The sequence below is a fragment of the Cellulomonas sp. T2.31MG-18 genome, assembly GCF_964266755.1.
Taxonomy (GTDB): Bacteria; Actinomycetota; Actinomycetes; order Actinomycetales; family Cellulomonadaceae; genus Cellulomonas.
Genome location: NZ_CAXWGW010000001.1, coordinates 471,363 through 494,060, shown reverse-complemented (window position 1 = coordinate 494,060; position 22,698 = coordinate 471,363). Strand labels below are relative to the sequence as shown.

23 protein-coding genes and 1 tRNA gene are annotated in these 22,698 nt (G+C 73.1%); 7 read left to right on the top strand and 17 right to left on the bottom strand.

Annotation, left to right across the window (positions count from 1 at the left end):
• Positions 1-23: 23 nt before the first annotated feature.
• Together ACFQTY_RS02250 and ACFQTY_RS02245 are read right to left on the bottom strand one after the other, a co-directional pair.
• A complete protein-coding gene (locus tag ACFQTY_RS02250; protein WP_378096674.1) occupies positions 24-1,292 on the bottom strand; it encodes a threonine/serine exporter ThrE family protein in 1,269 nt (422 codons plus the stop codon).
• A 62-nt stretch (positions 1,293-1,354) separates the two neighbouring features.
• Positions 1,355-1,552: a hypothetical protein gene (locus ACFQTY_RS02245; RefSeq protein WP_291758492.1), complete on the bottom strand. Its 198-nt coding sequence runs from the start codon at positions 1,550-1,552 to the stop codon at positions 1,355-1,357.
• A 174-nt stretch (positions 1,553-1,726) separates the two neighbouring features.
• Here ACFQTY_RS02245 and ACFQTY_RS02240 point away from each other — a divergent pair, with 174 nt between their 5' ends.
• From ACFQTY_RS02240 to ACFQTY_RS02230, 3 genes are all read left to right on the top strand, one after another.
• Complete coding sequence (locus tag ACFQTY_RS02240) at positions 1,727-2,455, top strand: class I SAM-dependent methyltransferase (protein WP_378096669.1); 729 nt, start codon at positions 1,727-1,729, stop codon at positions 2,453-2,455.
• 16 nt (positions 2,456-2,471) lie between these two features.
• On the top strand, positions 2,472-3,452 hold the full coding sequence (locus ACFQTY_RS02235; protein ID WP_378096665.1) for a PIG-L family deacetylase: 981 nt from the start codon (positions 2,472-2,474) through the stop codon (positions 3,450-3,452).
• A gap of 135 nt (positions 3,453-3,587) precedes the next feature.
• Positions 3,588-4,139 (top strand): hypothetical protein, encoded by a 552-nt coding sequence (locus ACFQTY_RS02230; protein WP_378096662.1) that lies wholly within the window; start codon positions 3,588-3,590, stop codon positions 4,137-4,139.
• A 56-nt stretch (positions 4,140-4,195) separates the two neighbouring features.
• On the opposite strand, the gene ACFQTY_RS02225 is transcribed toward ACFQTY_RS02230, so the two are convergent.
• A tRNA-Ser gene (locus tag ACFQTY_RS02225) sits at positions 4,196-4,283 on the bottom strand.
• Positions 4,284-4,330: 47 nt separating this feature from the next.
• On the opposite strand from ACFQTY_RS02225, the gene ACFQTY_RS02220 reads away from it, so the two are divergent.
• Positions 4,331-5,056 (top strand): M50 family metallopeptidase, encoded by a 726-nt coding sequence (locus ACFQTY_RS02220; RefSeq protein ID WP_378096659.1) that lies wholly within the window; start codon positions 4,331-4,333, stop codon positions 5,054-5,056.
• Between the two features lie 47 nt (positions 5,057-5,103).
• Here the strand turns inward: ACFQTY_RS02220 and ACFQTY_RS02215 are convergent, their stop codons facing one another.
• Both ACFQTY_RS02215 and ACFQTY_RS02210 read right to left on the bottom strand, forming a co-directional pair.
• Complete coding sequence (locus ACFQTY_RS02215) at positions 5,104-5,610, bottom strand: GNAT family N-acetyltransferase (RefSeq protein WP_378096656.1); 507 nt, start codon at positions 5,608-5,610, stop codon at positions 5,104-5,106.
• Complete coding sequence (locus ACFQTY_RS02210; RefSeq protein ID WP_378096653.1) at positions 5,607-5,996, bottom strand: metalloregulator ArsR/SmtB family transcription factor; 390 nt, start codon at positions 5,994-5,996, stop codon at positions 5,607-5,609. The genes ACFQTY_RS02215 and ACFQTY_RS02210 overlap by 4 nt, the downstream gene beginning before the upstream one ends.
• Positions 5,997-6,081: 85 nt before the next feature.
• On the opposite strand from ACFQTY_RS02210, the gene arsM reads away from it, so the two are divergent.
• Complete coding sequence (gene arsM / locus ACFQTY_RS02205) at positions 6,082-6,840, top strand: arsenite methyltransferase (RefSeq protein WP_378096650.1); 759 nt, start codon at positions 6,082-6,084, stop codon at positions 6,838-6,840.
• Here arsM and ACFQTY_RS02200 read toward each other — a convergent pair.
• The 6 genes from ACFQTY_RS02200 to ACFQTY_RS02175 all read right to left on the bottom strand — a co-directional run bounded on the left by ACFQTY_RS02200 (position 6,834) and on the right by ACFQTY_RS02175 (position 14,304).
• Positions 6,834-7,502, bottom strand: coding sequence for a histidine phosphatase family protein (locus ACFQTY_RS02200; RefSeq protein ID WP_378096646.1), 669 nt, complete (start codon positions 7,500-7,502; stop codon positions 6,834-6,836). The genes arsM and ACFQTY_RS02200 overlap by 7 nt on opposite strands.
• Positions 7,503-7,601: 99 nt before the next feature.
• The gene (locus ACFQTY_RS02195; RefSeq protein ID WP_378096643.1) at positions 7,602-8,084 is read right to left on the bottom strand and encodes a type II toxin-antitoxin system VapC family toxin; all 483 of its coding nucleotides are present in this window, start codon (positions 8,082-8,084) and stop codon (positions 7,602-7,604) included.
• A gap of 145 nt (positions 8,085-8,229) precedes the next feature.
• Positions 8,230-8,841, bottom strand: coding sequence for an ATP/GTP-binding protein (locus ACFQTY_RS02190; RefSeq protein ID WP_263731194.1), 612 nt, complete (start codon positions 8,839-8,841; stop codon positions 8,230-8,232).
• Entirely contained in the window at positions 8,822-9,199 is a 378-nt protein-coding gene (locus ACFQTY_RS02185) for a DUF742 domain-containing protein (protein ID WP_263731193.1), read from the bottom strand. The genes ACFQTY_RS02190 and ACFQTY_RS02185 overlap by 20 nt, the downstream gene beginning before the upstream one ends.
• Before the next feature lie 13 nt (positions 9,200-9,212).
• Positions 9,213-9,662 (bottom strand): roadblock/LC7 domain-containing protein, encoded by a 450-nt coding sequence (locus tag ACFQTY_RS02180; protein ID WP_291759706.1) that lies wholly within the window; start codon positions 9,660-9,662, stop codon positions 9,213-9,215.
• An 88-nt stretch (positions 9,663-9,750) separates the two neighbouring features.
• On the bottom strand, positions 9,751-14,304 hold the full coding sequence (locus tag ACFQTY_RS02175; protein ID WP_378096637.1) for an ATP-binding protein: 4,554 nt from the start codon (positions 14,302-14,304) through the stop codon (positions 9,751-9,753).
• A 173-nt stretch (positions 14,305-14,477) separates the two neighbouring features.
• Between ACFQTY_RS02175 and ACFQTY_RS02170 the strand changes: the two genes are divergently transcribed.
• Both ACFQTY_RS02170 and ACFQTY_RS02165 read left to right on the top strand, forming a co-directional pair.
• A complete protein-coding gene (locus ACFQTY_RS02170; RefSeq protein ID WP_378096634.1) occupies positions 14,478-15,452 on the top strand; it encodes an NAD(P)H-quinone oxidoreductase in 975 nt (324 codons plus the stop codon).
• A gap of 37 nt (positions 15,453-15,489) precedes the next feature.
• Positions 15,490-16,038: a bacterial proteasome activator family protein gene (locus ACFQTY_RS02165; protein WP_378096631.1), complete on the top strand. Its 549-nt coding sequence runs from the start codon at positions 15,490-15,492 to the stop codon at positions 16,036-16,038.
• Positions 16,039-16,083: 45 nt separating this feature from the next.
• On the opposite strand, the gene ACFQTY_RS02160 is transcribed toward ACFQTY_RS02165, so the two are convergent.
• The 6 genes from ACFQTY_RS02160 to ACFQTY_RS02135 form a co-directional block, all read right to left on the bottom strand.
• Entirely contained in the window at positions 16,084-16,899 is an 816-nt protein-coding gene (locus ACFQTY_RS02160) for a hypothetical protein (RefSeq protein WP_378096628.1), read from the bottom strand.
• A gap of 119 nt (positions 16,900-17,018) precedes the next feature.
• A complete protein-coding gene (locus ACFQTY_RS02155; RefSeq protein ID WP_378096625.1) occupies positions 17,019-17,906 on the bottom strand; it encodes a DMT family transporter in 888 nt (295 codons plus the stop codon).
• A gap of 48 nt (positions 17,907-17,954) precedes the next feature.
• On the bottom strand, positions 17,955-18,920 hold the full coding sequence (locus ACFQTY_RS02150) for a carbohydrate ABC transporter permease (protein WP_378096622.1): 966 nt from the start codon (positions 18,918-18,920) through the stop codon (positions 17,955-17,957).
• Entirely contained in the window at positions 18,917-19,939 is a 1,023-nt protein-coding gene (locus ACFQTY_RS02145; RefSeq protein ID WP_378096619.1) for a carbohydrate ABC transporter permease, read from the bottom strand. Before ACFQTY_RS02145 ends, ACFQTY_RS02150 begins: the two co-directional genes overlap by 4 nt.
• A gap of 131 nt (positions 19,940-20,070) precedes the next feature.
• On the bottom strand, positions 20,071-21,444 hold the full coding sequence (locus ACFQTY_RS02140; RefSeq protein ID WP_378096616.1) for an ABC transporter substrate-binding protein: 1,374 nt from the start codon (positions 21,442-21,444) through the stop codon (positions 20,071-20,073).
• A 127-nt stretch (positions 21,445-21,571) separates the two neighbouring features.
• Positions 21,572-22,588, bottom strand: coding sequence for a LacI family DNA-binding transcriptional regulator (locus tag ACFQTY_RS02135; protein WP_378096613.1), 1,017 nt, complete (start codon positions 22,586-22,588; stop codon positions 21,572-21,574).
• Positions 22,589-22,698 lie beyond the last annotated feature (110 nt).

Below are 22,698 nucleotides of genomic sequence, written 5' to 3'. Positions count from 1 at the left end.
GTGCACCAAAGCGGCGGCGCGCCTCAGTGCTCGAAGCCCCACTCCCGGTCGGTGAGCATCCGGGCGATCGCGAGCCCGACGGCGAGCGCGGTGACGATCAGCGCGGCCGAGACGCCGTAGCCGAGGGCCTGCATCGTGTCGCCGTTGCTGATGTAGTACACCGCCCGGTAGGCCGGCACGCCGGGCACCATGATCGTCACGGCGGGGACGTACACGGTGATCCGCGGCACGTTCATCCGCGGGGCGATCCAGGCCGCGAGCAGGCCGATCAGGCAGGCGGCGACCGCGGCGGCGGCCTGCGGCGGCCAGTTCGCCAGCGTCACGGCGGCGATCCGCAGCGTGTTGGGGATCATCGCGACGAGCGCGGCGACCACCGCCATCCGCCACGGGGAGTTGAACATGAGCGCGAAGCCGAGCACACCGACAGCGGACGCCAGCACCCGCAGCGCCATCAGCACCGGCAGGCCCATCGCCATCGCGCGCGGCGGGTCGGGGCTGAGCCCGACGATGATCGACACGCCCCACACCGCGAAGGCGGCCGAGACGAAGATCATCAGCGCCCACGTCAGCCGGGCCACCCCTGCAGAGAAGTCCAGCTTGGCCAGGTCCAGCGCGCCCGTGACCAGGGGGAACCCCGGCACCAGGAACAGCGCCGCCGCCACGTACCCCGCCTCGTGCACGCCGCCGGTCAGCGCCGCCCAGTGCAGCAGCTGCACGAACCACAGGTACACGACGCTGGACAGCGCCGCCGCCAGCATGGTCACGCCGAACTGGTTGAAGCCGCGGTGCAGCAGCACCCGACGCAGCCCCTGCCCCACCCCGGCGCCGAGGAACGCACCGATGATCTCGATGGGGCCCGCGTTGTTGAGGAAGGCGAACGCCGCGCACGCGAGCGCCGCCCACAGGGCGTTGAGGACCACCGGGTACAGCGGGGGCTTCGCCGCGATCCGGTCGACCTCGGCGGTGACGTCCTCGATGGTCACCTTGCCGCGCGCCTCGAGCCGCTGCGCCATCCGCTCGAGCTCGGCCAGCCGGTCCGTGTTGACCCCGAGGGAGCGGACCTCGGCGACCTCGGTGCGGAACGAGCGACCGCGGTGCGACGTCGTCGTGATCTCGGTCAGCGTGACGTGGGCCTCGTGGCGGTCGACGTCGAGGGCGTGGGCGACGCGGGCCATCGAGGCCTTCACCCGGTAGGAGCCGGTCCCGGCGGACAGGCTGAGCTTGCCGACCCGCAGCACGACGCCGGAACGCCGGATCAGGTCGAGCTCGTCGTCGTCTGGCTCGGTGGGCACGGCACCATGATGACGGCCGTCATCGGCGCCCCACGGGACGTCTGGCCCGGCCCGCCCGCCTGTCAGGCGGTCTCCAGCGCCCGCTGCAGGCGTTCGAGCGTCCGCGCGTCCGGCGTCATGCCGAGACAGGTGAGCGCCACCGCCAGCTCGCCACGGCTGACGGGCCTGACGGCCGTCGCCCGCACGAGGCTCGCGGCGCGCTGCACCGCGTCGGCCGAGGCAGAGGGCGGCCGCAGTGCGTGCCGACCGTCCCGCTGCATGCACCGGACCGTAGCGGGCCGGTGCCCGTTCCGTCACGTTCGGGGGATTCCTCCCGTCCGGGCGTACGGACCACCGTCCCGACCGGGCCTGGCGGACAGCCCACGCCAGTAATCTCTGCCGAGGGTCGGCAGCCCACCGCCACCGCCCGAACCCCACCCACGTCGGAGGCGCACGTGCACCACCACGGACCCGCGGAGCCGGCCCACCACCACCACGGCTCCCCCACCGGTGACCCGCAGCGTATCGCCGCGGTGTGGCCGTGGGTGCGCGACCAGCTGGCGCCCACCACCGGCCCGGTGCTCGAGGTGGGCTGCGGGCCCATCGGCGGGTTCGTCCCCGCGCTGCTCGCCGGGGGTCGGGACGCGCTGGGCGTCGACCCGGTGGCCCCGGACGGCCCCGCGTACCGGCAGGTCACCGTCGAGGACGTCACGCCCGACGGCTCGTTCGGCGCGGTGGTGGCGAGCACGTCGCTGCACCACGTGCGCGACCTGGACGCCCTGGCCGAGCGCCTCGCCGGCCTGCTGCGGCCCGGCGGTCGCGTGGTGGTGGTCGAGTGGGCGTGGGAGCGCATCGACGCCGCGACCGTGCAGTGGTGCTTCGAGCGGCTGCCGGAGCGGTCGGAGGACAGCTGGCTCGGTCGGCAGCGGACGGCCTGGCAGGAGAGCGGTCTGCCGTGGGACGAGCACGTGCGGCAGTGGGCCGTCGCGGAGGACCTGCAGCCCGGCGCCGGCGTCGGCCGGGCGCTGGCGAGCCGGTTCCGCACGCTCGTCGACGAGGACGCGCCGTACTTCTACCCGTACCTGACGGTCGACGAGGACGCCGAGCGGGCCGCGGCGGCCGCCGGCGAGATCCAGCTGGTCGGGGTCCGGTGGGTCGGCGTGCTGGACGACCGGGGGCTCTGAGGGCGAGGTGGCCGGGATGGGCGTCAGGGGGCGGCGCGGCGTGACACGCGCCTCCGTGGGGCGTGCGGTGGCGATCGTCGCGGTCGCCGCCCTGCTGGTGCTCAGCGCCGCCCAGGGCGAGGGCGCGGTGCTGGCGCCGACGTGGGGCACGTCCGCCGAGGCCGCCGCCACGGTCCCCGCCGGTCCCGTCAGCTGCCACGACGGCGCGATGCAGATCGTGGCGCACGAGGACGACGACCTGCTGTTCCTCAGCCCGGACCTGCTGCACGACGTCCAGTCGGGTCGGTGCGTGCGCACGGTCGTCGTCACCGCGGGAGACGCCGCGCAGGGGACGGCGTACTGGAAGTCGCGGGAGCGCGGCAGCCAGGCGGCGTACGCCGAGATGGCCGGCGTACGGGACGCGTGGACGACGACGGACGCCGGCGTGCCGGGGCACCCGATCCCCCTGCTCACGCTCACCGCCGACCCGCGCGTCTCGATCGCCTTCCTGCGGCTGCCCGACGGCAACCGGCGCGGGACCGGCATGCGGGTGCACGACCACGAGAGCCTGATGCGCCTCTGGCAGGGACTGATCCCGACGATCACGGCCGTCGACGGCTCGTCGACCTACACCGCCGACACACTGACCGCCACGTTGACCGCACTGGTGAACGCCTTCGCGCCGACCACCGTCCGCACGCAGGACTGGACCATCCCCTTCCAGACCGGCGACAACGCCGACCACACCGCCACCGCGTTGTTCGTGCGGTCGGCCGACCACGCCGTCACCTCGGCGCACGTGCTGCTCTCCTACGGCGGCTACCCGATCTGGACCCGACCCACCGTGGTCCACGGCGCCGACCTGCGGGACAAGACCGCCGCGTTCGTCGCCTACGCGCACCACGACCCCCTCATGTGCCTCGAGCCGTGGTGCGCGGACTCCGTGGTGGCGGCGCTGCGGCTCAGCCGCCAGTACGTGGTGGCCTCGCAGACGACCGTCGGCCCCGGAGCCGGCTGAGCCCGCTCCGCGAACGGTCGCCGGACCAGTGCCACGGGTGGCCCGTCTAGGCTGCTCCCCTGGGACCGAGGCGCCACGCGCCCGCACGACGCACGGTCGACGGTCCCGGACGCGAACCCGCTCGGACGGAGGCCCATGCTCGACGTCGTCTTCCGCCGGCACCACCGACGGACGAACCTCGTCGTGGCGGCCGGTCTGGCGCTTGCCGTCGCCGGCACGCTGACGGCGTGCGGCTCGGTCGCGAAGAAGCCGACGCAGCCCGCGGCCGCCGTCAGCACCCCGCCCACCAGCACCGGCGACATCGCGGCGGCCATCCACCTGGCCGACCTGCAGAACGCCGAGCGACCGGACACCGTGTTCTCCGCCGGGGCGACGCCGACGTTCACGCTGGTGGACGGCAAGGCGAAGATCACGCCGCTGCACGGCGCGAATGCCAAGCAGTGGGCGCCCGGCAACTACCGGCTGGTGGTGCGGTGCATCGGCACGGGCACGCTGACCGTCGAGCTGCAGATCGGCGAGTACCTGACCTGGACGACGCTGCCGGCATGCAGCGCGACGTCGTCCCCCGGGGTCATGGGGCTGACGCTGCCGCGCCGCGGCACCGGGATGTCCGTGACGATCACGCCGAGCGTGGACACCCGCGCGGCGGTCGCCTACCAGGTCCGGCTGCTGCAGCCGACCGACTGACCGGTTCGGCGCCCGCTGTCCGGCCACCCGGGCGGTGGTGCGTGGCTCGTGGTTCGTGGCGGAGGGCAAGGGATTCGAACCCTTGGTGGGTTGCCCCACAACGGTTTTCAAGACCGTCGCCTTCGGCCGCTCAGCCAGCCCTCCAGGTGTGCCGGACGCTAGCAGACCCCTCGACGTGCTGAGGTAGGGCCGTGCCTTCGTGGATCTCCGACCTGTGGCGCACCGCCACGTCCCCGCAGCCCGCCCCGTCCACCTGGGTGGTGCTCGGCACTGCGGCAGCAGCCCTCCTCCTGCTCGGCGTCCCGTCGGCCTGGCGCGCCCTGCGTCACCTGGTGACGATCGTGCACGAGGCGGGTCACGCGACCGTCGCCGTGCTGGCGGGCCGCAAGCTGTCCGGCATCCGCGTGCACTCGGACACGTCGGGGCTGACGACGTCGCGAGGCGCCCCCCGTGGTCCGGGGATGGTGCTGACGCTGGCGGCCGGGTACCCCGCACCGGCGGTCCTGGGGGTGGGCGTGGCGGCCCTGGTCGCGCGCGGCTACGCCGTCGGCGCCCTGTGGCTGCTGCTGGTGCTGCTCGCCCTGGTGCTGGTGCAGATCCGCAACCTGTACGGGCTGTGGGCGGTGCTGGCGACCGCCGCGGTGCTGGTGGGCATCACGGGCTGGGCGCCGGTGACGTGGCAGGTCGCGGCCGGCCACCTGGCGGCCTGGGTGCTGCTGCTCGGCGCACCACGGGCGGTGCTCGAGGTCGCGTCGTCCCGACGAGGACGGCGGCACGACGGGTCCGACCCGGGACAGCTCGCGGTGCTGACGCACGTGCCGGGCGGCCTGTGGGTGCTGCTGTTCGGCGTGGTCACCGTGGGTGCGGCCGTGCTGGCGGGGCGGTGGCTGCTGGTCGGCAGCCATCTGATCGGCTGAGCCGACCAGGCCTCGACGAGGCCTCGACCAGGCCACGACCCGGACCGTCAGTCCGGCAGCCGGTGCTCCAGCAGCACGACGTCGCGCCACTGCCCCGCCATCGGGCCGTAGCTCATGCGACCCAGCCGGCTGCGGGTGCCCACCGTCCGGAAGCCCGCCGAGGCGTGCAGCGCGATGCTGGCGGTGTTCTCGGGGAACACGCCCGACTGCACGGTCCACACCCCGGCCGCCGCCGTCGACCGCAGCAGCCCGTCGAGCAGCGTCCGGCCCACACCGCGCCCGCGGGCGTCCGGGTGCACGTACACCGAGTGCTCCACGACGCCGGCGTACACGCACCGGTCGGACACCGGGCTCGCCGCGACCCAGCCGAGCACGGTGCCGTCGTCGTCCAGCGCCACCAGCCGGTGCTCCGCGAGCTTGCCCGCGTCGAACTTCTCCCACGTGGGCGGCTCGGACTCGAACGTGGCGTTGCCCGTGGCGATGCCCGCCGCGTAGATGTCCCGGACCTGCGGCCAGTGGTCGGCCGTGAGCGGCGCGAGCTGAACCTCGCTCATGCCCGCACCCCCGGCGTCAGCACGTCGGCGAGCGCGGCCAGCGCCTCCGGCACCACGGCGTAGTACGCCCAGGTGGAGCGCTTCTCGCGGGTGAGCACCCCGGCGTCGTGCAGCACCTTGAGGTGGTGCGAGACCGTCGGCTGCGACAGGCCGAGCGGCTCGGTCAGGTCGCACACGCAGGCCTCGCCGCCGGGGCTGGCGGCGAGCATCGAGACGAGCCGCAGTCGGGCCGGGTCGGCGAGCGCCTTCATGCGGTGCGACAGGGTGACGGCCTGCTCGGCGGTCAGCGGCGCCTGCATCAGCGGCTCGCAGCACGCGGCAGCGTCCGCCGGGGCGGGCTGGATGACGGGGAGCTGGACGACGGTCACGACGCCATGATGGCGCATATATCGACGTCTGTCACCATTGACACTGGTCGATGCTGGTGCCACCCTTCATCGCATCGACGTGCATCGATCAATGGAGACTGTGATGAGCCAGACGGATGCAGACGCCCTCCGCGCCGAGGTGCGGGCCCACTACGGACAGGCCGCGACGGAGGCGTCCACGTGCTGCTCCCCCGCCGCGTCGTCGTGCTGCTCGACGCTCGACGCCGGTCCGAGCCCCTTCTACGCCGCCGAGGAGCAGGCCCAGCTGCCGGTGGCGGCCGTCCGGGCGTCCCTCGGCTGCGGCAACCCGCTCGCGGTCGCCGACCTGCGGCCGGGTGACCGCGTGCTCGACCTGGGCTCCGGCGGTGGCATCGACGTGCTGCTCTCGGCGCGGCGGGTCGGGCCGACCGGCTACGTCTACGGCGTCGACATGACGCCCGAGATGCTCGCCCTCGCCCGCGCCAACGCCGCCGAGGCCGGCGCGAGCAACGTCGAGTTCCGGGCGGGCACCATCGAGGAGCTGCCCCTGCCCGACTCGGCCGTGGACGTCGTCATCTCCAACTGCGTCATCAACCTGTCCGTCGACAAGGCCGCGGTGCTCCGCGAGGCGTTCCGCGTGCTGTCGCCCGGCGGGCGGTTCGGGGTGTCCGACGTCGTCGTCGCCGAGGACCACCTGACGCCGGCCCAACGTGCCGAGCGCGGCAGCTACGCCGGCTGCGTCGCCGGCGCGCTGTCCCGCAGCGAGTACCTGGACGGGCTGACGGCCGCCGGGTTCGCGGACGCGACCGTCGAGTTCACCGACGAGGCGGCCGACGGCATGCACAACGCGGTGATCCGCGCCCGCAAGCCCGCCGCTCAGTAGGACGCCGGGGCGCCCGTGGGGTCCGCGCCGACCGACTGGACGGCCGGGCCCCCGAGCGCCTCGCCCTCCCATGCCCTGACCAGCCAGCCCTCGGCGGTGCTGCCCTCGAGCACCACCGCACCCGTGTTGCTCAGCGGCCGGGCCGCCGCGAAACCCGCGTCCACGTTCGCCGACCGACCCGCGACCCACACCCGGATCGCGGTGCCGTGGCTCACCGCGACGGCGCAGTCGGCACCCGAGGCCTCGATGGCCGCCACCGCCTCGTCGTACCGCGCGAAGAACTCCCGTCCCCCCGCCGCACCGGGCATCGCCGTGTCCAGCTGCCCGTCCGCCCACCCGAACGCGGTCCCCTGGTAACGCTCGACGCTGGGACGGTCGGACCGCAGCGTCAGGTCACCGGCGTCCACCTCGCGCAGCCCTGCCAGCACCGTCACCGGCAGGCCGCGGACCTGCGAGAGCGGCGCGACGGTGCGCTGGGTGCGGATCATCGTCGAGGCGAACAGCGCCGCGACCGACTCCTCCGCCAGCGCTGCCGCCAGTGCGGTGGCCTGCTGCGCACCCAGAGGCGTCAGCTCCGGCCCGGGCGTGGTGGTCTCCAGCTCGCCCCGCACGTTCGCGGCGATCTGGCCATGACGGACGAGGATGAGACGCAGCGGGATCACTCCAGACAGGTGGCGGCCGGACGATTTTCCCACAGCGGACGACGGGCACCTCCCGCCGACGGTCCCGGCCGGCGGTCCCGCCCGGCAGTACCGGCCGACTCAGCCGACCCGCTCCCACCACCGGTCCGGCCACCCCGGGGACACCACCACCAGCCCGTGCAGCACGCACACGCGCGCCAGGTCCGTGTCGTACGTCGCCACCGTCCGCACGTCCGGCTGCGCCAGCGCCGCGCCCAGGTGCAGCGCGACGAACGGCGGCAGCACGGCCGAGACCCGGGACGCCGCCTTGAGCGCCTGGTCGGAGAAGCGCACGACGTCGACCTGTTCCGCCGCCGCGTCCGCCTGGTCCCGGGCCGGCCGGCCGAGGAGCTGCGCGACCCGCTTCAGCTCCGTGACACCGAGCACCGACGTCACCAGCTCGCCCTGCCGGTCGGCGACGAACTGAGCCCACGCCGCACGCTCGGGCGCACCCTCGAGGAACCTGCTCAGCGCCGAACCGTCCACGTAGACCAGGTCCCGCGGCGGCCTCGGTCGCCCCACCCAGCCGTCCGCCTCGGCGGCCGTGCGCGGGCTCGGGATCACCGCACCATTCTCGTCCGGCACCAGACCGCCCCCGAACGACGACGGGTCACCCCTCGACGACGCGGCACCGCCGCCGGACGACGACGGCCGGCCCCCGGAGGGACCGGCCGTCATGGTCGTGCGAGGTACGTCGGGCGCTGCGTGCTCAGCGTGCCCGCAGGCGGGCCATCGCCAGCTGCACCAGGGCGATCAGCGCCTGCTTGGTCGCCGCCCGCGAGCGCGCGTCGGTGTACAGCACCGGCACGTGCGGCGGGATCGCCAGCGCCTCGCGCACGTCCTCCAGGGCGTGCTTGGCGACGCCGTCGAAGCAGTTGACACCCACGACGAACGGGATGCCACGGCTCTCGAAGTAGTCGACCGCCGGGAAGCACTGGTCGAGCCGGTCGGTGTCGACCAGCACCACGGCACCGATGGCGCCGCGGACCAGGTCGTCCCACATGAACAGGAAGCGGTCCTGCCCAGGGGTGCCGAAGAGGTACAGCCACAGGGAGCCCGGCAGCGCGATGCGGCCGAAGTCCATGGCGACCGTGGTGGTGGTCTTCCGGTCGGACACGCCACCGGCGTCGTCGACGCCGACGGAGTGCTCGGTCATCGCGGCCTCGGTGTTGAGGGGCTCGATGTCCGAGATGGACCCGATGAAGGTCGTCTTGCCGACGGCGAAGCCGCCCGCGACGACGATCTTGACGACGGTGGGTGCGGTGGACGCGGCCTGTCCCGTCGGAGCGGCGACGGCGGCGTCAGAGGGCGGAAATGCCATTGAGAACACTCTCCAGCACGCTCAGGGACAGGGCGGGGGACTCACCGGTGTTCACTTCCACCGGCTGCGAGGTGTGCACGCGGACGAACTGCTGGTCGGCGAGGTCGGACACGAGGATCCGGATCACGCCGAGCGGGAGGTGGAGCAGGGCGGACAGCTCTGCCACGGAGATGTAGCCGACCGACGCGTGGTGCAGGATCGCGCGCTTCTCGGGCGGCAGACCGGTGCCGGCGACGGCCCCGGGCATCTGCTCGACAAGGGCTTCCAGCGGCAGGTCGGACCGTGCCGACTTCACCCGGCCACCGGTGACGGCGTAGGGCCGTACCGTCCGGGCCTCGTACTCGAGGTGCTCTGCCATGGTCAGGCTCCGCTCAGGCGACGGGGGCGCGGGTAGCACCGTCGACGGGGAGCTGGCCGCGCATCTCCGAGATCAGCTGCGGCGTGAGCGTCGCCTCGGTACGGGAGACGAGCATCGCCATCTCGTAGCCGATCAGGCCCACGTCGCACGTGGAGTCTGCCACCACGGCCAGGACGGACCCGTTGGACACGCTCATCAGGAAGAGGAACAGGCTGTCCATCTCGACGATGGCCTGCCGCACCTCCCCGGCGTGCAGCTGGCGCGAGGCGCCACGGGTCAGGCTCGACATGCCCGAGACGATGGCCGCGAGCTGGTCGCCGCTGGTGCGGTCGAGCTGCTCGGACATCGCCATGAGCAGGCCGTCGGCCGACACCACCAACGTGTGGCGGGTGCCGGGCACGGTCCGGACGAAGTTGTCCAGGAGCCAGCCGAAGTTGGCTGCCTCGGTGCTGAGCGCGGTCACACTTCCTCCTTGATGGTGCAGTCGGGACGGACTGCTGTGCAGCCGACCCCCGGTGTGGTGCGGGGGACGTGGTGGGTGGGTCGAAGGTTCATCGGGCACCGTCCTGACCGGCGTCACGGCGACCGCGGGCGGTGCCGGACTGGAAGCTGGACAGTCGTGACCGCAGCTGGGCCGGGTCGCGCTCGGCTCCTGCGGCGGCGGTGTCGATCTCGGGTGCCTCGGGGATCGCCGTCGGCACGCGCTTGGTGAGGCGCTCGGCGGCGCCGGACACCACCTGCGGCCGGTAGGCCGACAGCTGGCTCAGCTCGGACAGAGCCTGCTCCTGGATGTCCGACCGCATCGCGAGCATCGCCGCGACGTCGTCGTCCAGGGCGCCGATCCGGGCGACCGGAGCGGGGTTCGGCTGCGGCACCGTGCCCGCCGAGTCACCGCGCGGCGCCCAGCCGGACGGTGCCCAGCTGTTCGACGCCGGCTCGGGTGCGCCCGACCACGCCGCCTGGCGCGTGTCGAGCACCGCGGGCATCAGCGGGGCAGGTGCGGCGGGTGCAGCCGGTGCCGGGTGCGGGGCCGGCGCGGCGGCCTGCGGCAGCGGGGCCGGTGCGGCGGGTGCCGGGGAGAACGTCGGCACCGGTGCCGCGAAGGCGGGAGCCTCGAAGCCGGGAGCTGGCGCGAACCCGGTCGCCTGCGGGGCCGGCGGGTTGACGGAGGGCTTGGCAGCCGCGCCGTCCGGGCCCCACACGGCGCTGCGGACCGGGGCGGCGGGGGCGGCTGCGACCGGCGCCGCCGGGACCACCGGCGTCTGACCCGTCTCCGGGGCGGGGCGCCGACGCCCGAACAGACCGCGCTTGCGAGGTGCTCGCTCGCGAGAGCGAGCCGGGGCTGCCGGGACCGGGGCGGCGTTGGTGGGGACCCAGGCGGCCTGCTGCTGCCAGGCGACCGAGGCCGGCTCGGCGGGTTCGGTCGGCTCGGGCTCCGGCTGGCCCGCGAACGGCGCGGGAGCTGCGAACGGCGTCGGGGCGGCGAACGGCGCGGGGGCGACGGGCGCCACCGCCTCCGCTGCCTCGATCGGCGAGAACAGCTGGGTAGGCGCCGACTCCTCCGGCTCGCCCTGCACCGGCGGCCAGCCGCCGAACACCGGGTCTGCGACGTCAGGCACCGCTGCACCGACGGGCTCCGGCAACGCACGGGCGACCGGCAACGGCTGCGGCTCGGCGTCGGGTGCGAGACCGACCACCGGCAGCGCGGCCTCGGCGGCCGGTGCCGATGCAGCCGGCGCCTGGTCGCTCCACGGCGACGACCACGTCGGCGGCTGCCAGGCCGGGGACTGCCAGGCCGGCTGGGGCCAGTCGCCCGCGGCCTCGTCGGACTGCTCGGTCGGGACCGGCGGCGCCCAGGCTGCGGGCGGCTCCGGCGCGGCCGGCACCGGGGCGCCGGGGAAACCGATCGGCTCGGGCACGACCGGGATGGTGCCGGTGGTCCACGCCCGGGCCTCGTCCATCGACCGACCGAACGGCAGGTACGCCGCCGGCTCGTCGAGCGGGGTCGTCTCGGTGGTGGGTGCCGTGGTGGGGGCCGACCAGCCGGCGAAGCCGCTGTACGAGGTGAAGGCCGCCGGCTCGGGCTCGAACGTCGGCACCTCCTCGGCGGGCGGTGCCCAGCCCGCGAGGTCGACCGCCGGTGCCGCCCAGCTCGGCATCGCCGGCTCGGTGACGGGCTCGGCGAGAGCCTGCGGCGCCGCCTCGACCACGTCGTGCTCGGACAGCGAGGTGGGGACCCACGCGGGCAGCTCGACAGGAACGGCGGGCTCGTCGGCGGCGACGTGCGGCTCGCCCGACGTCTCGGCCGGGCCGTCCGCGAAGGCGGGAGCGTCGGCGAAGGCGGGAGCGTCGGCGAAGGCGGGAGCGTCCTCGTACGCCGGCGCGTCGGCGAAGGCTGGGACGTCGCCGAAGGCCGGGGCGTCCGCGTAGACCGGGGCGGCCGGGTGGCCGGCGCCGTCCGCGTAGGCGGCGTAGTCGGCCGGCAGCAGGTCGTCGTCCGGCGCGAGCCCGGGCACCACCATCGGCTCCGGCTCGGGCGTCTCCGCCTCGATCGGCTCGGGCTCGAAGCTCGTCTGGGCGGGCCGCGGCTGGAAGAAGGCCGCCGCTGCCGGTGCCGCACCGTCACCGGCCCGGCGCAGTCCGGTCGGCGCCTGGTCGACGGGACGGGTCGCGCCGAGGTCCCCGCGTCCGCGGAAGCCGGAGAAGAGCCCCGTACGGACCCCGGCGTCGGGGGCCGGTGCCACCGGTGCGGCAGCCGCAGCGGCCACGCCGGCGGCAGCATCCGGGGACCACGCCGAGGTCGCGGCACGAGTACGGCTCGGCAGGCCGGAACCCGCCTGCGAGTCGACCACGGCAGGTGCCCAGTCGGGTGCGTCCCCGGACAGCGACGGCGAGAGCGTCGGGGTGGGCGCCTCGGGCAGGACGATGGCGTTCTCGTCGAACGTCTTGCGCGGGCGCTGCGGCAGCCCGCCGGATCGCTGGTCGGCGGCGGCGGGCGCGAGCGGCGCGGCCGGCGGCAGCGGTGCCGAGGCGGCCGCGGGCTGGGCGGCAGGGGTCCGCGTCGGCAGCGACGCCGGCGGTGCAGCAGGATCGACCCCCGCACGACGACGAGGCAGGCCGAGCGGCGTCGCGCCGTCCGTGAGGGCCGCGAGGTCCACCGGCTGCGCCTCGGGCGCCTCCTCGAGCTCGGGCACCGGTACCGACGGGATCGCCGGGCCGTAGCTGCCCAGCGACGACACCTCGGTCGACTGGAACAGCGTCGACGGGAAGCGGACCACGGTCTCGGTGCCGGTGGTGCCACGGCTGCTCTTGCGCAGCTCCACCTCGGCACCGAGGCGCTGCGCCAGCCGGCCGACGACGAAGAGGCCCAGGCGCTGGGCGCCCAGCGCGTCACCGGCGCCGACCGAACGGATCTTCTCGTTGGCGGCGTCCAGCTCGACCTCGCTCATGCCGAGGCCCTGGTCGATGATCCGGACCTCGACCTGGTCGCCCCGGACACCCGTGGCCACCACGATCGGCGTCTCGGGCTCGGAGAACACGGTGGCGTTCTCCAGCAGCTCCGCGAGCAGGTGCGCGGCCGGCAGGGCGTTGAACCCGAGCATGGCCGGGTCGGCGGTGAGCTCCAGCTCGACGCGGTCGTACTGCTCGATCTCGGACGAGGCGGTGCGGATGACGTCCGAGAGCGGCAGCGAGTCGCGCAGGCGGCGCCCGGAGTCGATGCCGGCGAGCACCAGCAGCGACTCCGCGTTGCGGCGCATGCGGGTGGCGAGGTGGTCGAGGCGGAAGAGGTTCGCCAGGGTGCTCGGGTCCTCCTCGGACCGCTCGAGCGAGTCGATGAACGACAGCTGCCGGTTGAGGAGCACCTGGTCGCGGCGGGCGACGTTGACGAACATCTCGGCGATGGACCCGCGCAACGCCGCCTGCTCCTGGGCGACCTGGACGGTGGTGGCGTTCACCGCGTTGAACGCGGCGGCCAGGCGGCCGACCTCGTCGGACGACGTCACGGGGATCTGCGGCAGCTCCAGCGAGGGGCTCTCACCGGGGACCTGCACCTGCTCGACCAGGCGCGGCAGCTCGTCACGCACGTCCGCGGCGGCCGCGGTCAGGCGACGCAGCGGCACGACGATGGTGCGGGAGACGACGACCGCGAAGAAGAAGGACAGCACGGCGGCGCCGATGGCGATGCCGACCGTGATGATGGCGCGCTGCGTCTGTGCGTCGATCGCCTTGGTGGCGACGTTGTGGCCGTCGCTCAGGACGTTGGTGCTGACGGCGCTGAGGCGTCCGGTCTGGTCGGTGACCGCCTTGGCGAACGCTCGGGGGTCGACCAGGGCGAACGCGGCGTTGGTGCCGATGCTGATCGTCGACCGCATCGTCATGAAGTCGGCGTTCGGGTCGGCGTAGCCGATCTCGATGCTCTTGACGCCCAGGCTGGCCACCTGGTCACGGGCCAAGCTCCGCTGGTTCTCGGTCTGCGTGCCCAGGTTGGCGAACTGGACGGAGGAGAGCGAGGAGACGGCCTGCTTGTTCATCAGCGTCAGGCCGGCGACGGCCTCCTGCACCAGGTCGTCCGCCGTCGAGGCGACGGCGGCCTGCGCCGAGAGGTACTTGGCGACGTCACGGTTGCCGATCGTCTCTGCCACGAGCTGGACCAGGGCGATCTGGCGGCTGGCCAGGCTCGCGTAGGCGCCCTGGATGATCTCGGGTCGCGCCTGGGTATCGACGTTCTGCCGCATGGCGGACAGGTCGTTGTCGAAGGACCGCTGCAGCTCGGTGAACTTGCCGACGATGTCCGGCGGGAACTCGGCGAGGTCGAGCTTCGCGGCGACCGGCTTGACGTCGGCGAGCGCCTTGTCGGTCGCGGCGCGGGCCGCCTTGATCTGGTCCGCGCTCCCGTTGGTGGTGGACACCACCCGCTCGGTCTGGAAGGCCTCGTTCAGCGGCTGGTACGCCTGCACCAGGTCGACGACTCCGCGGGTCGCGCGGTCGAGCCGCAGCTGCGTCAGGGCCGTCGCGGAGATGAACACGCCGGCGGCGAGGATGACGAGCATGGGCACGGCAAGAACCGCCAGAACCTTGGCGCGGATGCCAAGCCGTCGCAGCATGTCGTTCCCTTCCGACCCGGTGCCACGCACGCCTCAGCGCGTCGCGGTGACGTGGACCTCGTTCGGGTGCTATCGGCCGCAGTGGTGCGGACCATGAGGTCGCGGGGCGAGTTTGCCACGGACGTCACCCGCTCGGGGACACCCATTCGTCCGTTCCGGCGTAGTTTCACCGGGTGCGAGCGGTCGTGGTGCGTGCCCCCGGTGGACCGGAGCAGCTGCAGGTGGACCAGCTGCCGGACCCTGTGCCGGGTGCCGGTGAGCTGCTGGTCGAGGTCGCCGCAGCGGGTGTCAACCGCGCTGACGTGCTGCAACGGCAGGGTCACTACCCCCCTCCACCCGGGGCGCCGGACTGGCCGGGGATGGAGATCAGCGGCGTGGTGTCCGCCCTCGGACCGGGGACCTCGGGCTGGTCCGTCGGCGACCGCGTCGCCGCGCTGCTGGCCGGCGGCGGCTACGCCGAGCGTGCCGTCGCGACGGCGGCGCTGTGCCTGCCGGTGCCGGACGGCCTGGCGACCGCCGAGGCGGCCGCGCTGCCGGAGGCGCTGGCCACGGTGTGGTCGACGCTGCAGGCTGCCCGGTTCACGGACGGCGACACGGTGCTGGTGCGTGGCGGCTCGGGCGGTGTCGGGTCCGTCGCCGTGCAGGTCGCACGCGCGCTGGGGCACCGGGTGCTGGCCACGGCCGGCGGTCCCGAGCGCTGCGAACGCGTACGGGCGCTGGGTGCCGAGACCGTCGTCGACCACCGGCTGCCCGACGTCGCCGGCCGCGTGCTGGCCGCGACGGACGGCCGCGGCGTCGACGTGGTGCTCGACGTGCTCGGCGCCGGCGGCCTCGCGGAGAACCTCGCGATGCTGGCCGACGGTGGCCGCCTGGCCGTCATCGGGCTGCAGCAGGGGCGCCGTGCCGAGCTCGACCTCGGGCTGCTGCTCGAGCGCCGCGCCACCGTGCTGGGCACCACGTTGAGGTCCCGTCCCCTGGCGCAGAAGGCGGCGATCATGGCGGAGGTCCGGCAACGGCTGTGGCCGCTGGTGGCGGCCGGGGCGGTGCGGCCCGTCGTGCACACGCACGTCCCGTTCGCCCAGGCCGCGCACGCGCACCAGCTGATGGAGTCCGGCGCGGCGTTCGGCAAGATCCTGCTGGTGCCGTAGCAGGCGCGGGGCGCCCGCCGGGCGGCACAATGCCCACGTGAGCCAGGACGACGAGACGACCGTGGCGGACGACGACGAGACCACCACTGCCGCGCGCCCCGAACCCGACGAGGACCGCGACGAGCAGGTCGGTTCGCTCGTGGAGCAGCCGGCCAAGGTGATGCGGATCGGCACCATGATCAAGCAGCTGCTCGACGAGGTGCGCAGCGCCCCGCTCGACGACGCGGCGCGCAGCCGGCTCGCCGAGATCCACGAGCGGTCGCTGGCCGAGCTCGAGGAGGGACTGTCCCCCGAGCTGGTCGCCGAGCTGCACCGCATCACGCTGCCGTTCAGCGACGACGCACCGTCGGACGCCGAGCTTCGGATCGCGCAGGCCCAGCTGGTCGGCTGGCTCGAGGGTCTGTTCCACGGGATCCAGACGGCGCTGGTCGCGCAGCAGATGGCCGCGCAGGCACAGCTGACCGGGATGCGCCGCGCACTGCCGCCCGGCGTGCACCCGCAGCAGGCCGGACCCGGCGTCTTCGTCGTGCCGCGAGACCAGGACGACGACGGCGACACCTCCCGCTCCACCGGCCAGTACCTCTAGCCGGGGCGGTGCCCCGCCGGCCCGACGGCCGACGGGGCCGCGTCGTCACTTGAGCGTGACCACCTGGCTGGCCGGCGGCGCCTGGATGTCCACGGGCTGGCCCCAGCCGGAGAACGTCATCACCTGCTGCTCGCCCTGCACGTCCGACGTCATCTTGCGCACCAGGCCGTCGGCACCGAACCAGTACCGGTAGGTGATCTGGGCCGGCAGCGCCGCGCTCTCGTCGAACTGCTGCGAACGGACGGCTGCGCTGAGCTTCGTGGTGTCGACCACCACGTCGTACGCCTGCGTCGGGACGCCGTCCACCTGCTCGGTGCCGCCCACCGGCGTCAGCGAGACGATCGCGTCCTGGAACGCCGCCATCCCGTGGTTCGGGTTCACGGAGTCGAACACGCCCGCCATGCCGGCGAAGGGACCCTTCGGGTCCTTGGGGTCGCCCTTGACGAACTTGCCGCCCGTCAGCTCCCCGCCGCTGATGTACCAGGTGCCGGCCACCACGCGCAGGTCGATCGCCCCGGTGCTCGACGCGGTCATCTTCATGGCCATCTCGCTGGTCTTGTCGGGCAGCACGCGCAGAGCGCCGTCCGCGGTGATCGTCTGACCGTTGGTGGCGACCTGGAGGGTGAACGTGCAGCTCGTGGCCTTGGCGGCGGCCGCCTGCATCGCCTGGGCGAACGTCGCGGCGGTCAGGGTGTAGACCGCGGTCGGCGTCGGCGTCGGGGTCACGACCGCCTCCGAGGCAGCAGCGGCGGTGGCGGCGGCCTGCGGGGCCGACGAGCCGCAGCCGGCCAGGACCACCGCGATCGCGGCGACGGACGAACCCAGGACAAGTCGGCCGACAAGACGGCGCCGCAACGACATGTGAGCCCCCCGCTCAGGTGACGCCGGTACGTCGGCGCACGTCCCGGTGACGGCCGGGCGGCGCGATCATCGCAGCCTGTGCGCGGGCCGGGTGGCCGTTTCGAGGGCGAATCCCCCGGTCAGCCCAACCCCTCGTCCGCGGCCGCCTCGGTCCGGCTGCGTGCCGCGCGCACCACCGGCGGTTCGCGGCGGGCGGTCAGCGCGATCGCGCCGCAGACGAGGGCGAGGCCGACGAGGTCCACCGCGTGCGGCAGCTGGCGCAGCACCACGGCACCCACCACGGCGGCGCTGGCCGGCAGCAGCGCCAGCAGCACGGCGAACGTCGCCGCGCTGACCCGCCGCAGCACCACCTGCTCGATGCCGTACGGCACCACCGACGAGCACACCGCCACGGCGAGCACGGCCCCGGCGAGCCGCAGGTCGTGCAGCACGGGCCCGGCGGCAGCGGCGAACCCGGGTGCCAGCACCACCGCTCCCGTCGTCATCCCGACCGCCAGGCCCGACAGGCCCGACGCCTGACCGGCCACCCGCCGGCCCAGCACGATGTACCCGGCCCAGAAGGCCGCCGCCGCACCGATCGCCAGCAGCCCCACTCGGGCCGACCCGCCGGTGTGCAGCGACACCCCCGCGAGCAGCACCACGCCCACCGCCGCGACGGCGATCGCGGCACGCTCCCGCCAGCCGGACCCGGTCACGGCGGCCACCGCCACGGGCCCGACGAACTCGATCGCCACCGCCGTGCCCAGCGGCAGGTGCGCTATCGCCACGTAGAAGCTGACGTTCATCGCCGCGAGCACCACGCCGAACGCCGCGGTGGTCGCCAGCCGCCGGCGGTCCCACGGACCACGCCGCCACGGCCGCGCCCACCCCAGCAGCAGCACCGCCGAGACGGCGATCCGCAGCCACGCGACGGTGGCCGGTGGCAGCGCTCCGAACAGCCGCACGGCCACCGCCGCACCGAGGTACTGGGTCAGCCCCGAGAGCAGGAACAGCAGCGGGGCGGGCACGCGGGCCAGGCTATGCCTGCACCGCGCACCCGCCCCGTCGCGTCCGGGTCAGCCCTTGACCGACCCCGCGAGCAGCCCCCGCACGAAGTACCGCTGCAGGGCGAGGAACACGATCACCGGGACGACGATCGTCAGGAAGCCGGCCGGTGCCAGCAGCTCCAGGTGCGAGCCGTAGCTGCCGGTGAGGCTCTGCATCCGAGCGGTGACCGGTTGCAGCGCCGGGTTGGAGCCGCCGAAGGTCTTGGCCACCAGCAGGTCGTTCCACACCCAGAGGAACTGGAAGATGGAGAACGACGCGATCGCCGGCATCGAGAGTGGCAGCACGACCGACCGGAAGATGCGCAGGTGGGACGCACCGTCCACCCGCGCCGCCTCGATCAGGGACCCCGGCAGCTGCGCGATGAAGTTGTGCAGCAGGAACACCGCCAGGGGCAGCGAGAACATCGTGTGCGACAGCCAGATCTGGGCCAGCGTCCCGTTCACCCCGGGTGACGGCAGCACCGTGATGCCCGCGATCCGCAGGCCGTGCACGTAGTACTGCTGCAACGGCACCAGGGCCATCTGCAGCGGCACCACCTGCAGCGCGAAGAACGTGAAGAAGATCGCGTCGCTGCCCCGGAACCGCATCCAGGCCAGCGCGTAGCCGGCCATCGACGCGACGAAGATCGGGATGATCGTCGCCGGGATGGTGATCGCCAGGGAGTTCACCAGCGGGATGAACAGGCCGCCCTGCCCGGTGAGCACCTGCCGGTAGCCGTCGAGGCTGAAGCTGGGGTGGACGAAGAACATCCACCAGCCGCTGGTGGCGGCGTCCGACTTCGACCGGAACGAGTTGACGAACAACCCGAACGTCGGGATGGTCCACAGCACGCCGATCGCGATCGCGACGATCGACGCCGTCGGGCTGCTGAACGCCGTCCGGACGGCCCTGGTCGCCGCCGGACCGGTGAGGGGCTTCTTGACGTCGGTCGACGTCGTGCCGGTCGCGCTCATCGGGTCGGTGGTCGCGCTCATCGGATCTCACGCTCCCTGCGCAGCTGTCGGACGTTGTAGAGCACCAGCGGCAGGACGGCGAGGAACAGGATCACGGCCAGGGCGCTGCCGCGCGCGACCTGGCTGGTGACGAACATGTCGGCGTACATCTGACGGGCGAGCACGTCCGTCTTGAAGTTGCCGTTGTTGATGGTGAAGACGATGTCGAAGACCTTCAGCGTCGTGATCATCACCGTCGTCAGCACCACGACCAGGGTGTTGCGGATCATCGGGATCTGGATGGTGCGGAACAGCCGGAACCCCGAGGCACCGTCCATCCGCGCCGACTCGATCACCTCGTCGGGGATCGCCTTGAGGGCGGCGCCGAGCACCACCATCGCGAACCCCGCCTGGATCCAGATCATGATCACCATCTCGAGGAAGGTGTTCAGCGGCGGGGTGATCAACCAGTTGGGCGGGTTGTGCCAGCCCAGCTTGATGACGACCTGGCTCAGCAGGCCCGTCTGCGGCTGGGACGGCGTCACGTAGTTGTAGACGTAGGACCAGATGACCGCCGCACCGACGAACGAGATGGCGGTCGGCAGGAAGACCATCGTCTTGGGGATCGAGGCGTACTTCATGCGGTCGACGAGCAGCGCGACCAGCAGACCGACGCCCACCGCGACCGCCGGCACGATCACGAGCCAGAGCACCGTGCGCACGATGGTCTGCTGCGTGTACGGGTCGGTGAAGGCGAAGACGTAGTTCTTCAGGCCGACCTTCTTGGTCTTCTGCTGGCCGAGGAACTGCTGGTTGGTCAGGCTGTTGTTGATCGTCGTGATCGCCGGGATCACCAGCCCGAGGGCGACCAGGAACAGCGCCGGACCCAGGCAGATGATCACCGCCAGCGGCTTCTCCAGCCGACCGGTCGCCCGGCCGGCGACGAAGAAGACGATCGCGAGGATCGCGACGAAGCCGAGGACGGCCTCGACGGCGCCGAGCAGGGTGGTGGCCGCCTGGCCGGCCACGCTCGACGCCAATGAGACGTAGGTAGCGCTCACCACAGACCCCCTTGTCTGTCTCGCTGCGAACAGGGTGCCACGGTCGGGCAGAAAGGGTGCTCCGGCCCGCGGGACTCGCCCGCGGGCCGGAGCACCTCAGATGTCAAGCAGGTGGAACAGGGGGGGTCAGATCAGCTCGGCCAGGCCGCGTCGATCGCCTTGGCGACGTCCGCGGAGGACTTGCCGCTGCCGAACCAGTCGACCATCCCGGTCCACTCGGCACCGGCACCGACGGCCGCCGGCATGGCGTCCGAGGCGTCGAACCGGAACGTGGCGCTCGGGTCGGCGAGGTACTTGGCGGACAGCTGGTCGATCGGGTCGGTGTACAGGCTCTGGTCGACCTTCTCGTTCGCGGAGACCCAGCCCGGTGCGACCTTGATCCGGCTCTCAGCCCACTCCGGGCTGCTCAGGTAGTTCTGCACCGCCTGCACGGCCGGGTCGTCGGAGAACGCGGTCACGAACTCGCCGCCACCCTCGACGGGCGTCTTGATCGACGGGTCGACGGCCGGGAGCTTGAAGGCGAACACGTCGCCGTCAGGTCCGACCTTGGTGCCCTTCGGCCACTGCGCCTCGTAGAAGGACGCCTGCTGCAGCATGCCGCACTCGTTCTTCAGGATGGGCAGGCCGGCGTTCTGGAACGTGGTGGTGGCGATCGTCTTGACGTCACCCACGCCGCCGTTGACCCACTTCGGGTTCTGCAGCCAGTCGGTGATGACCTTCATCGCGTCCTGGATCTGCGGGTCGGAGAACTTGACCTTGTGGCTGATCCAGTCGTCGTAGACCTGGCCGCCGTACTTGCCGAGGACGACCTCCTCGAGCCAGTCGGTGGCCGGCCAGCCACTGGCGGTGCCGGAGCCGATGCCGCCGCACCACGGCTTCGCCGCGCCGGTCATCTTGCCGGCCATCTGGTCGGACAGCGACATCATGTCGGCCCACGTGGTCGGGACGGTGAAGCCGTTGTCCTTGAAGTACTTCGGCGAGTACCAGACCAGGGACTTCATGTTGGCGCTCATCGGAGCCGCGTAGAACTTGCCGTCGACCGAGCCGTAGCCCTTCCAGGCGGCGTTCCAGTTGTCCTCGTTCTTCACGGTCTGGGCCGGCGGGTCCTTCACGGCGCCCGTCGCCACCATCTGCGCGAGCAGACCGGGCTGCGGGATGATCGCGAGGTTCGGGGCGTTGCCGCCGTTGACCTTGACCGGCAGGTCGGACTCGAAGGTGTTGGAGCCCGTGTACTGGATGGTGATGCCGGTGCACTTGGAGAAGTCGGCCCACGACGAGTTCAGCGAGTCCGACTCGGGGCTGAGGATCGACCCGAACATCGTGACCGTCTTGCCGCTGTGACCGGCATAGGCCTGGTACTTCGCGCAGTCGCCGGTCAGGGCGGCTGCCGAGCCGCCTCCGCTGGAGCTGGACGTGCCGGACGAGCCGCCGCTGGAACACCCTGCGACGGTCGCCAGGGCCGCCACCCCTGCGGCGACGGCGGCGAATCGTGCGTTTCGCTTCATGTCTGTCCTTCCCGGTCACAACTTCGTTGATGCGACAGGTGGCTGGTGTCTGCAAACGCTTACAGACCGGCTTGATCTTGACATTCGCCGCCCGGGAGCCGTCAAGCACCCCGACGTCACGATTTCGTCACGTAGCGAGATGCACCACCGGAGCGGCGGTCGACGTGCGCACCACCAGCTGCGTCGGGAAGATCACCTGCTCGGGCGCCGGGGTGCCGGCGATCATGCCCAGGAGCAGCGTCGCGGCGGCGGTCCCCTGGTCCTCGGCGGACTGCGCCATCGTCGTCAGGCCGACGAGCTCGCCGAGGTCGTGGCCGTCGATGCCGATCACCGACAGGTCCTCCGGCACGCGCCGACCCAGCTCGCGGGCGGCGAGGATCGCACCCATCGCCATCTCGTCGGACGCCGCGAAGATCGCCGTCACGTCCGGACGCCGGGCCAGCAGCCGGCACGTCGACTCGCGGCCGCCCTCCACGTCGAAGTAGCCGTTCACCTCGAGCTCCGGGCTCGGCGCGGCACCCGCGCGCGTCATCGCCTCCTTCCACCCGGAGCGGCGGTCGATCGGCGGCGCCCACGGGGCGTTGTCCTGCGGCGACCCGGTGATGTGCCCGATGGTGCGGTGGCCCAGGCGCAGCAGGTGCTCGGTGGCCTCGGTGGCGGTGCGGAGGTCGTCCACCCGCACGGTCACCTGGCCGGGGGCGCCGGTGCCGATGAAGATCAGCGGATGGCCCAGGCCGACCAGGGCGGCGACCTCGTCGCGGTCCAGCGGCATGCCGACGACGATCACGCCGTCCACCCGCCGGCGCAGCACGTCGGGGTCCACCTGACGTCGGCGCAGGTCACGGGAGATCTCGAACGTGTACAGCAGCGCGTCGAAGCCCTGGGCGCGCAGCGCCCGCTCGGCGCCGTCGATCACGTTGGCGAAGAACCAGTGGTTCACCCACGGCGTCAGCAGGCCGATGGTGCGGGTCCGCCCCGAGGCGAGGCTGGCGGCCGACGGGGAGGCGACGTAGCCGAGCTCGCGGGCCACCTCACGGACCCGTTCCCGGGTTTCGGACGACACGTGCGGGAGGCCTCGCAGCGCGCGGGAGACGGTCGCCGTCGAGACACCGGCGGACCGCGCCACGTCCTCGATGCGCGCCACGGGGGCCGATTGTGCACCGCGGACCGGCGGTGGTCCACCGCGGCCAGGGTCGGCGCGGCGGCGGCCGGCCCCGGCCGGCCGTGCGGGAGCGCTCCCGCAAAACCGCAGGC

Excerpts from the sequence above, each read along its gene's own strand:
- ACFQTY_RS02245 (WP_291758492.1), bottom strand. The coding sequence starts at position 1,552 with ATGCAGCGGGACGGTCGGCACGCACTGCGGCCGCCCTCTGCCTCGGCC.
- ACFQTY_RS02235 (WP_378096665.1), top strand. The coding sequence starts at position 2,472 with ATGGGCGTCAGGGGGCGGCGCGGCGTGACACGCGCCTCCGTGGGGCGT.
- ACFQTY_RS02230 (WP_378096662.1), top strand. The coding sequence starts at position 3,588 with ATGCTCGACGTCGTCTTCCGCCGGCACCACCGACGGACGAACCTCGTC.
- ACFQTY_RS02215 (WP_378096656.1), bottom strand. The coding sequence starts at position 5,610 with ATGAGCGAGGTTCAGCTCGCGCCGCTCACGGCCGACCACTGGCCGCAG.
- ACFQTY_RS02210 (WP_378096653.1), bottom strand. The coding sequence starts at position 5,996 with ATGCGCCATCATGGCGTCGTGACCGTCGTCCAGCTCCCCGTCATCCAG.
- arsM (WP_378096650.1), top strand. The coding sequence starts at position 6,082 with ATGAGCCAGACGGATGCAGACGCCCTCCGCGCCGAGGTGCGGGCCCAC.
- ACFQTY_RS02190 (WP_263731194.1), bottom strand. The coding sequence starts at position 8,841 with ATGGCATTTCCGCCCTCTGACGCCGCCGTCGCCGCTCCGACGGGACAG.
- ACFQTY_RS02185 (WP_263731193.1), bottom strand. The coding sequence starts at position 9,199 with ATGGCAGAGCACCTCGAGTACGAGGCCCGGACGGTACGGCCCTACGCC.
- ACFQTY_RS02175 (WP_378096637.1), bottom strand. The coding sequence starts at position 14,304 with ATGCTGCGACGGCTTGGCATCCGCGCCAAGGTTCTGGCGGTTCTTGCC.
- ACFQTY_RS02160 (WP_378096628.1), bottom strand. The coding sequence starts at position 16,899 with ATGTCGTTGCGGCGCCGTCTTGTCGGCCGACTTGTCCTGGGTTCGTCC.
- ACFQTY_RS02150 (WP_378096622.1), bottom strand. The coding sequence starts at position 18,920 with ATGAGCGCGACCACCGACCCGATGAGCGCGACCGGCACGACGTCGACC.
- ACFQTY_RS02140 (WP_378096616.1), bottom strand. The coding sequence starts at position 21,444 with ATGAAGCGAAACGCACGATTCGCCGCCGTCGCCGCAGGGGTGGCGGCC.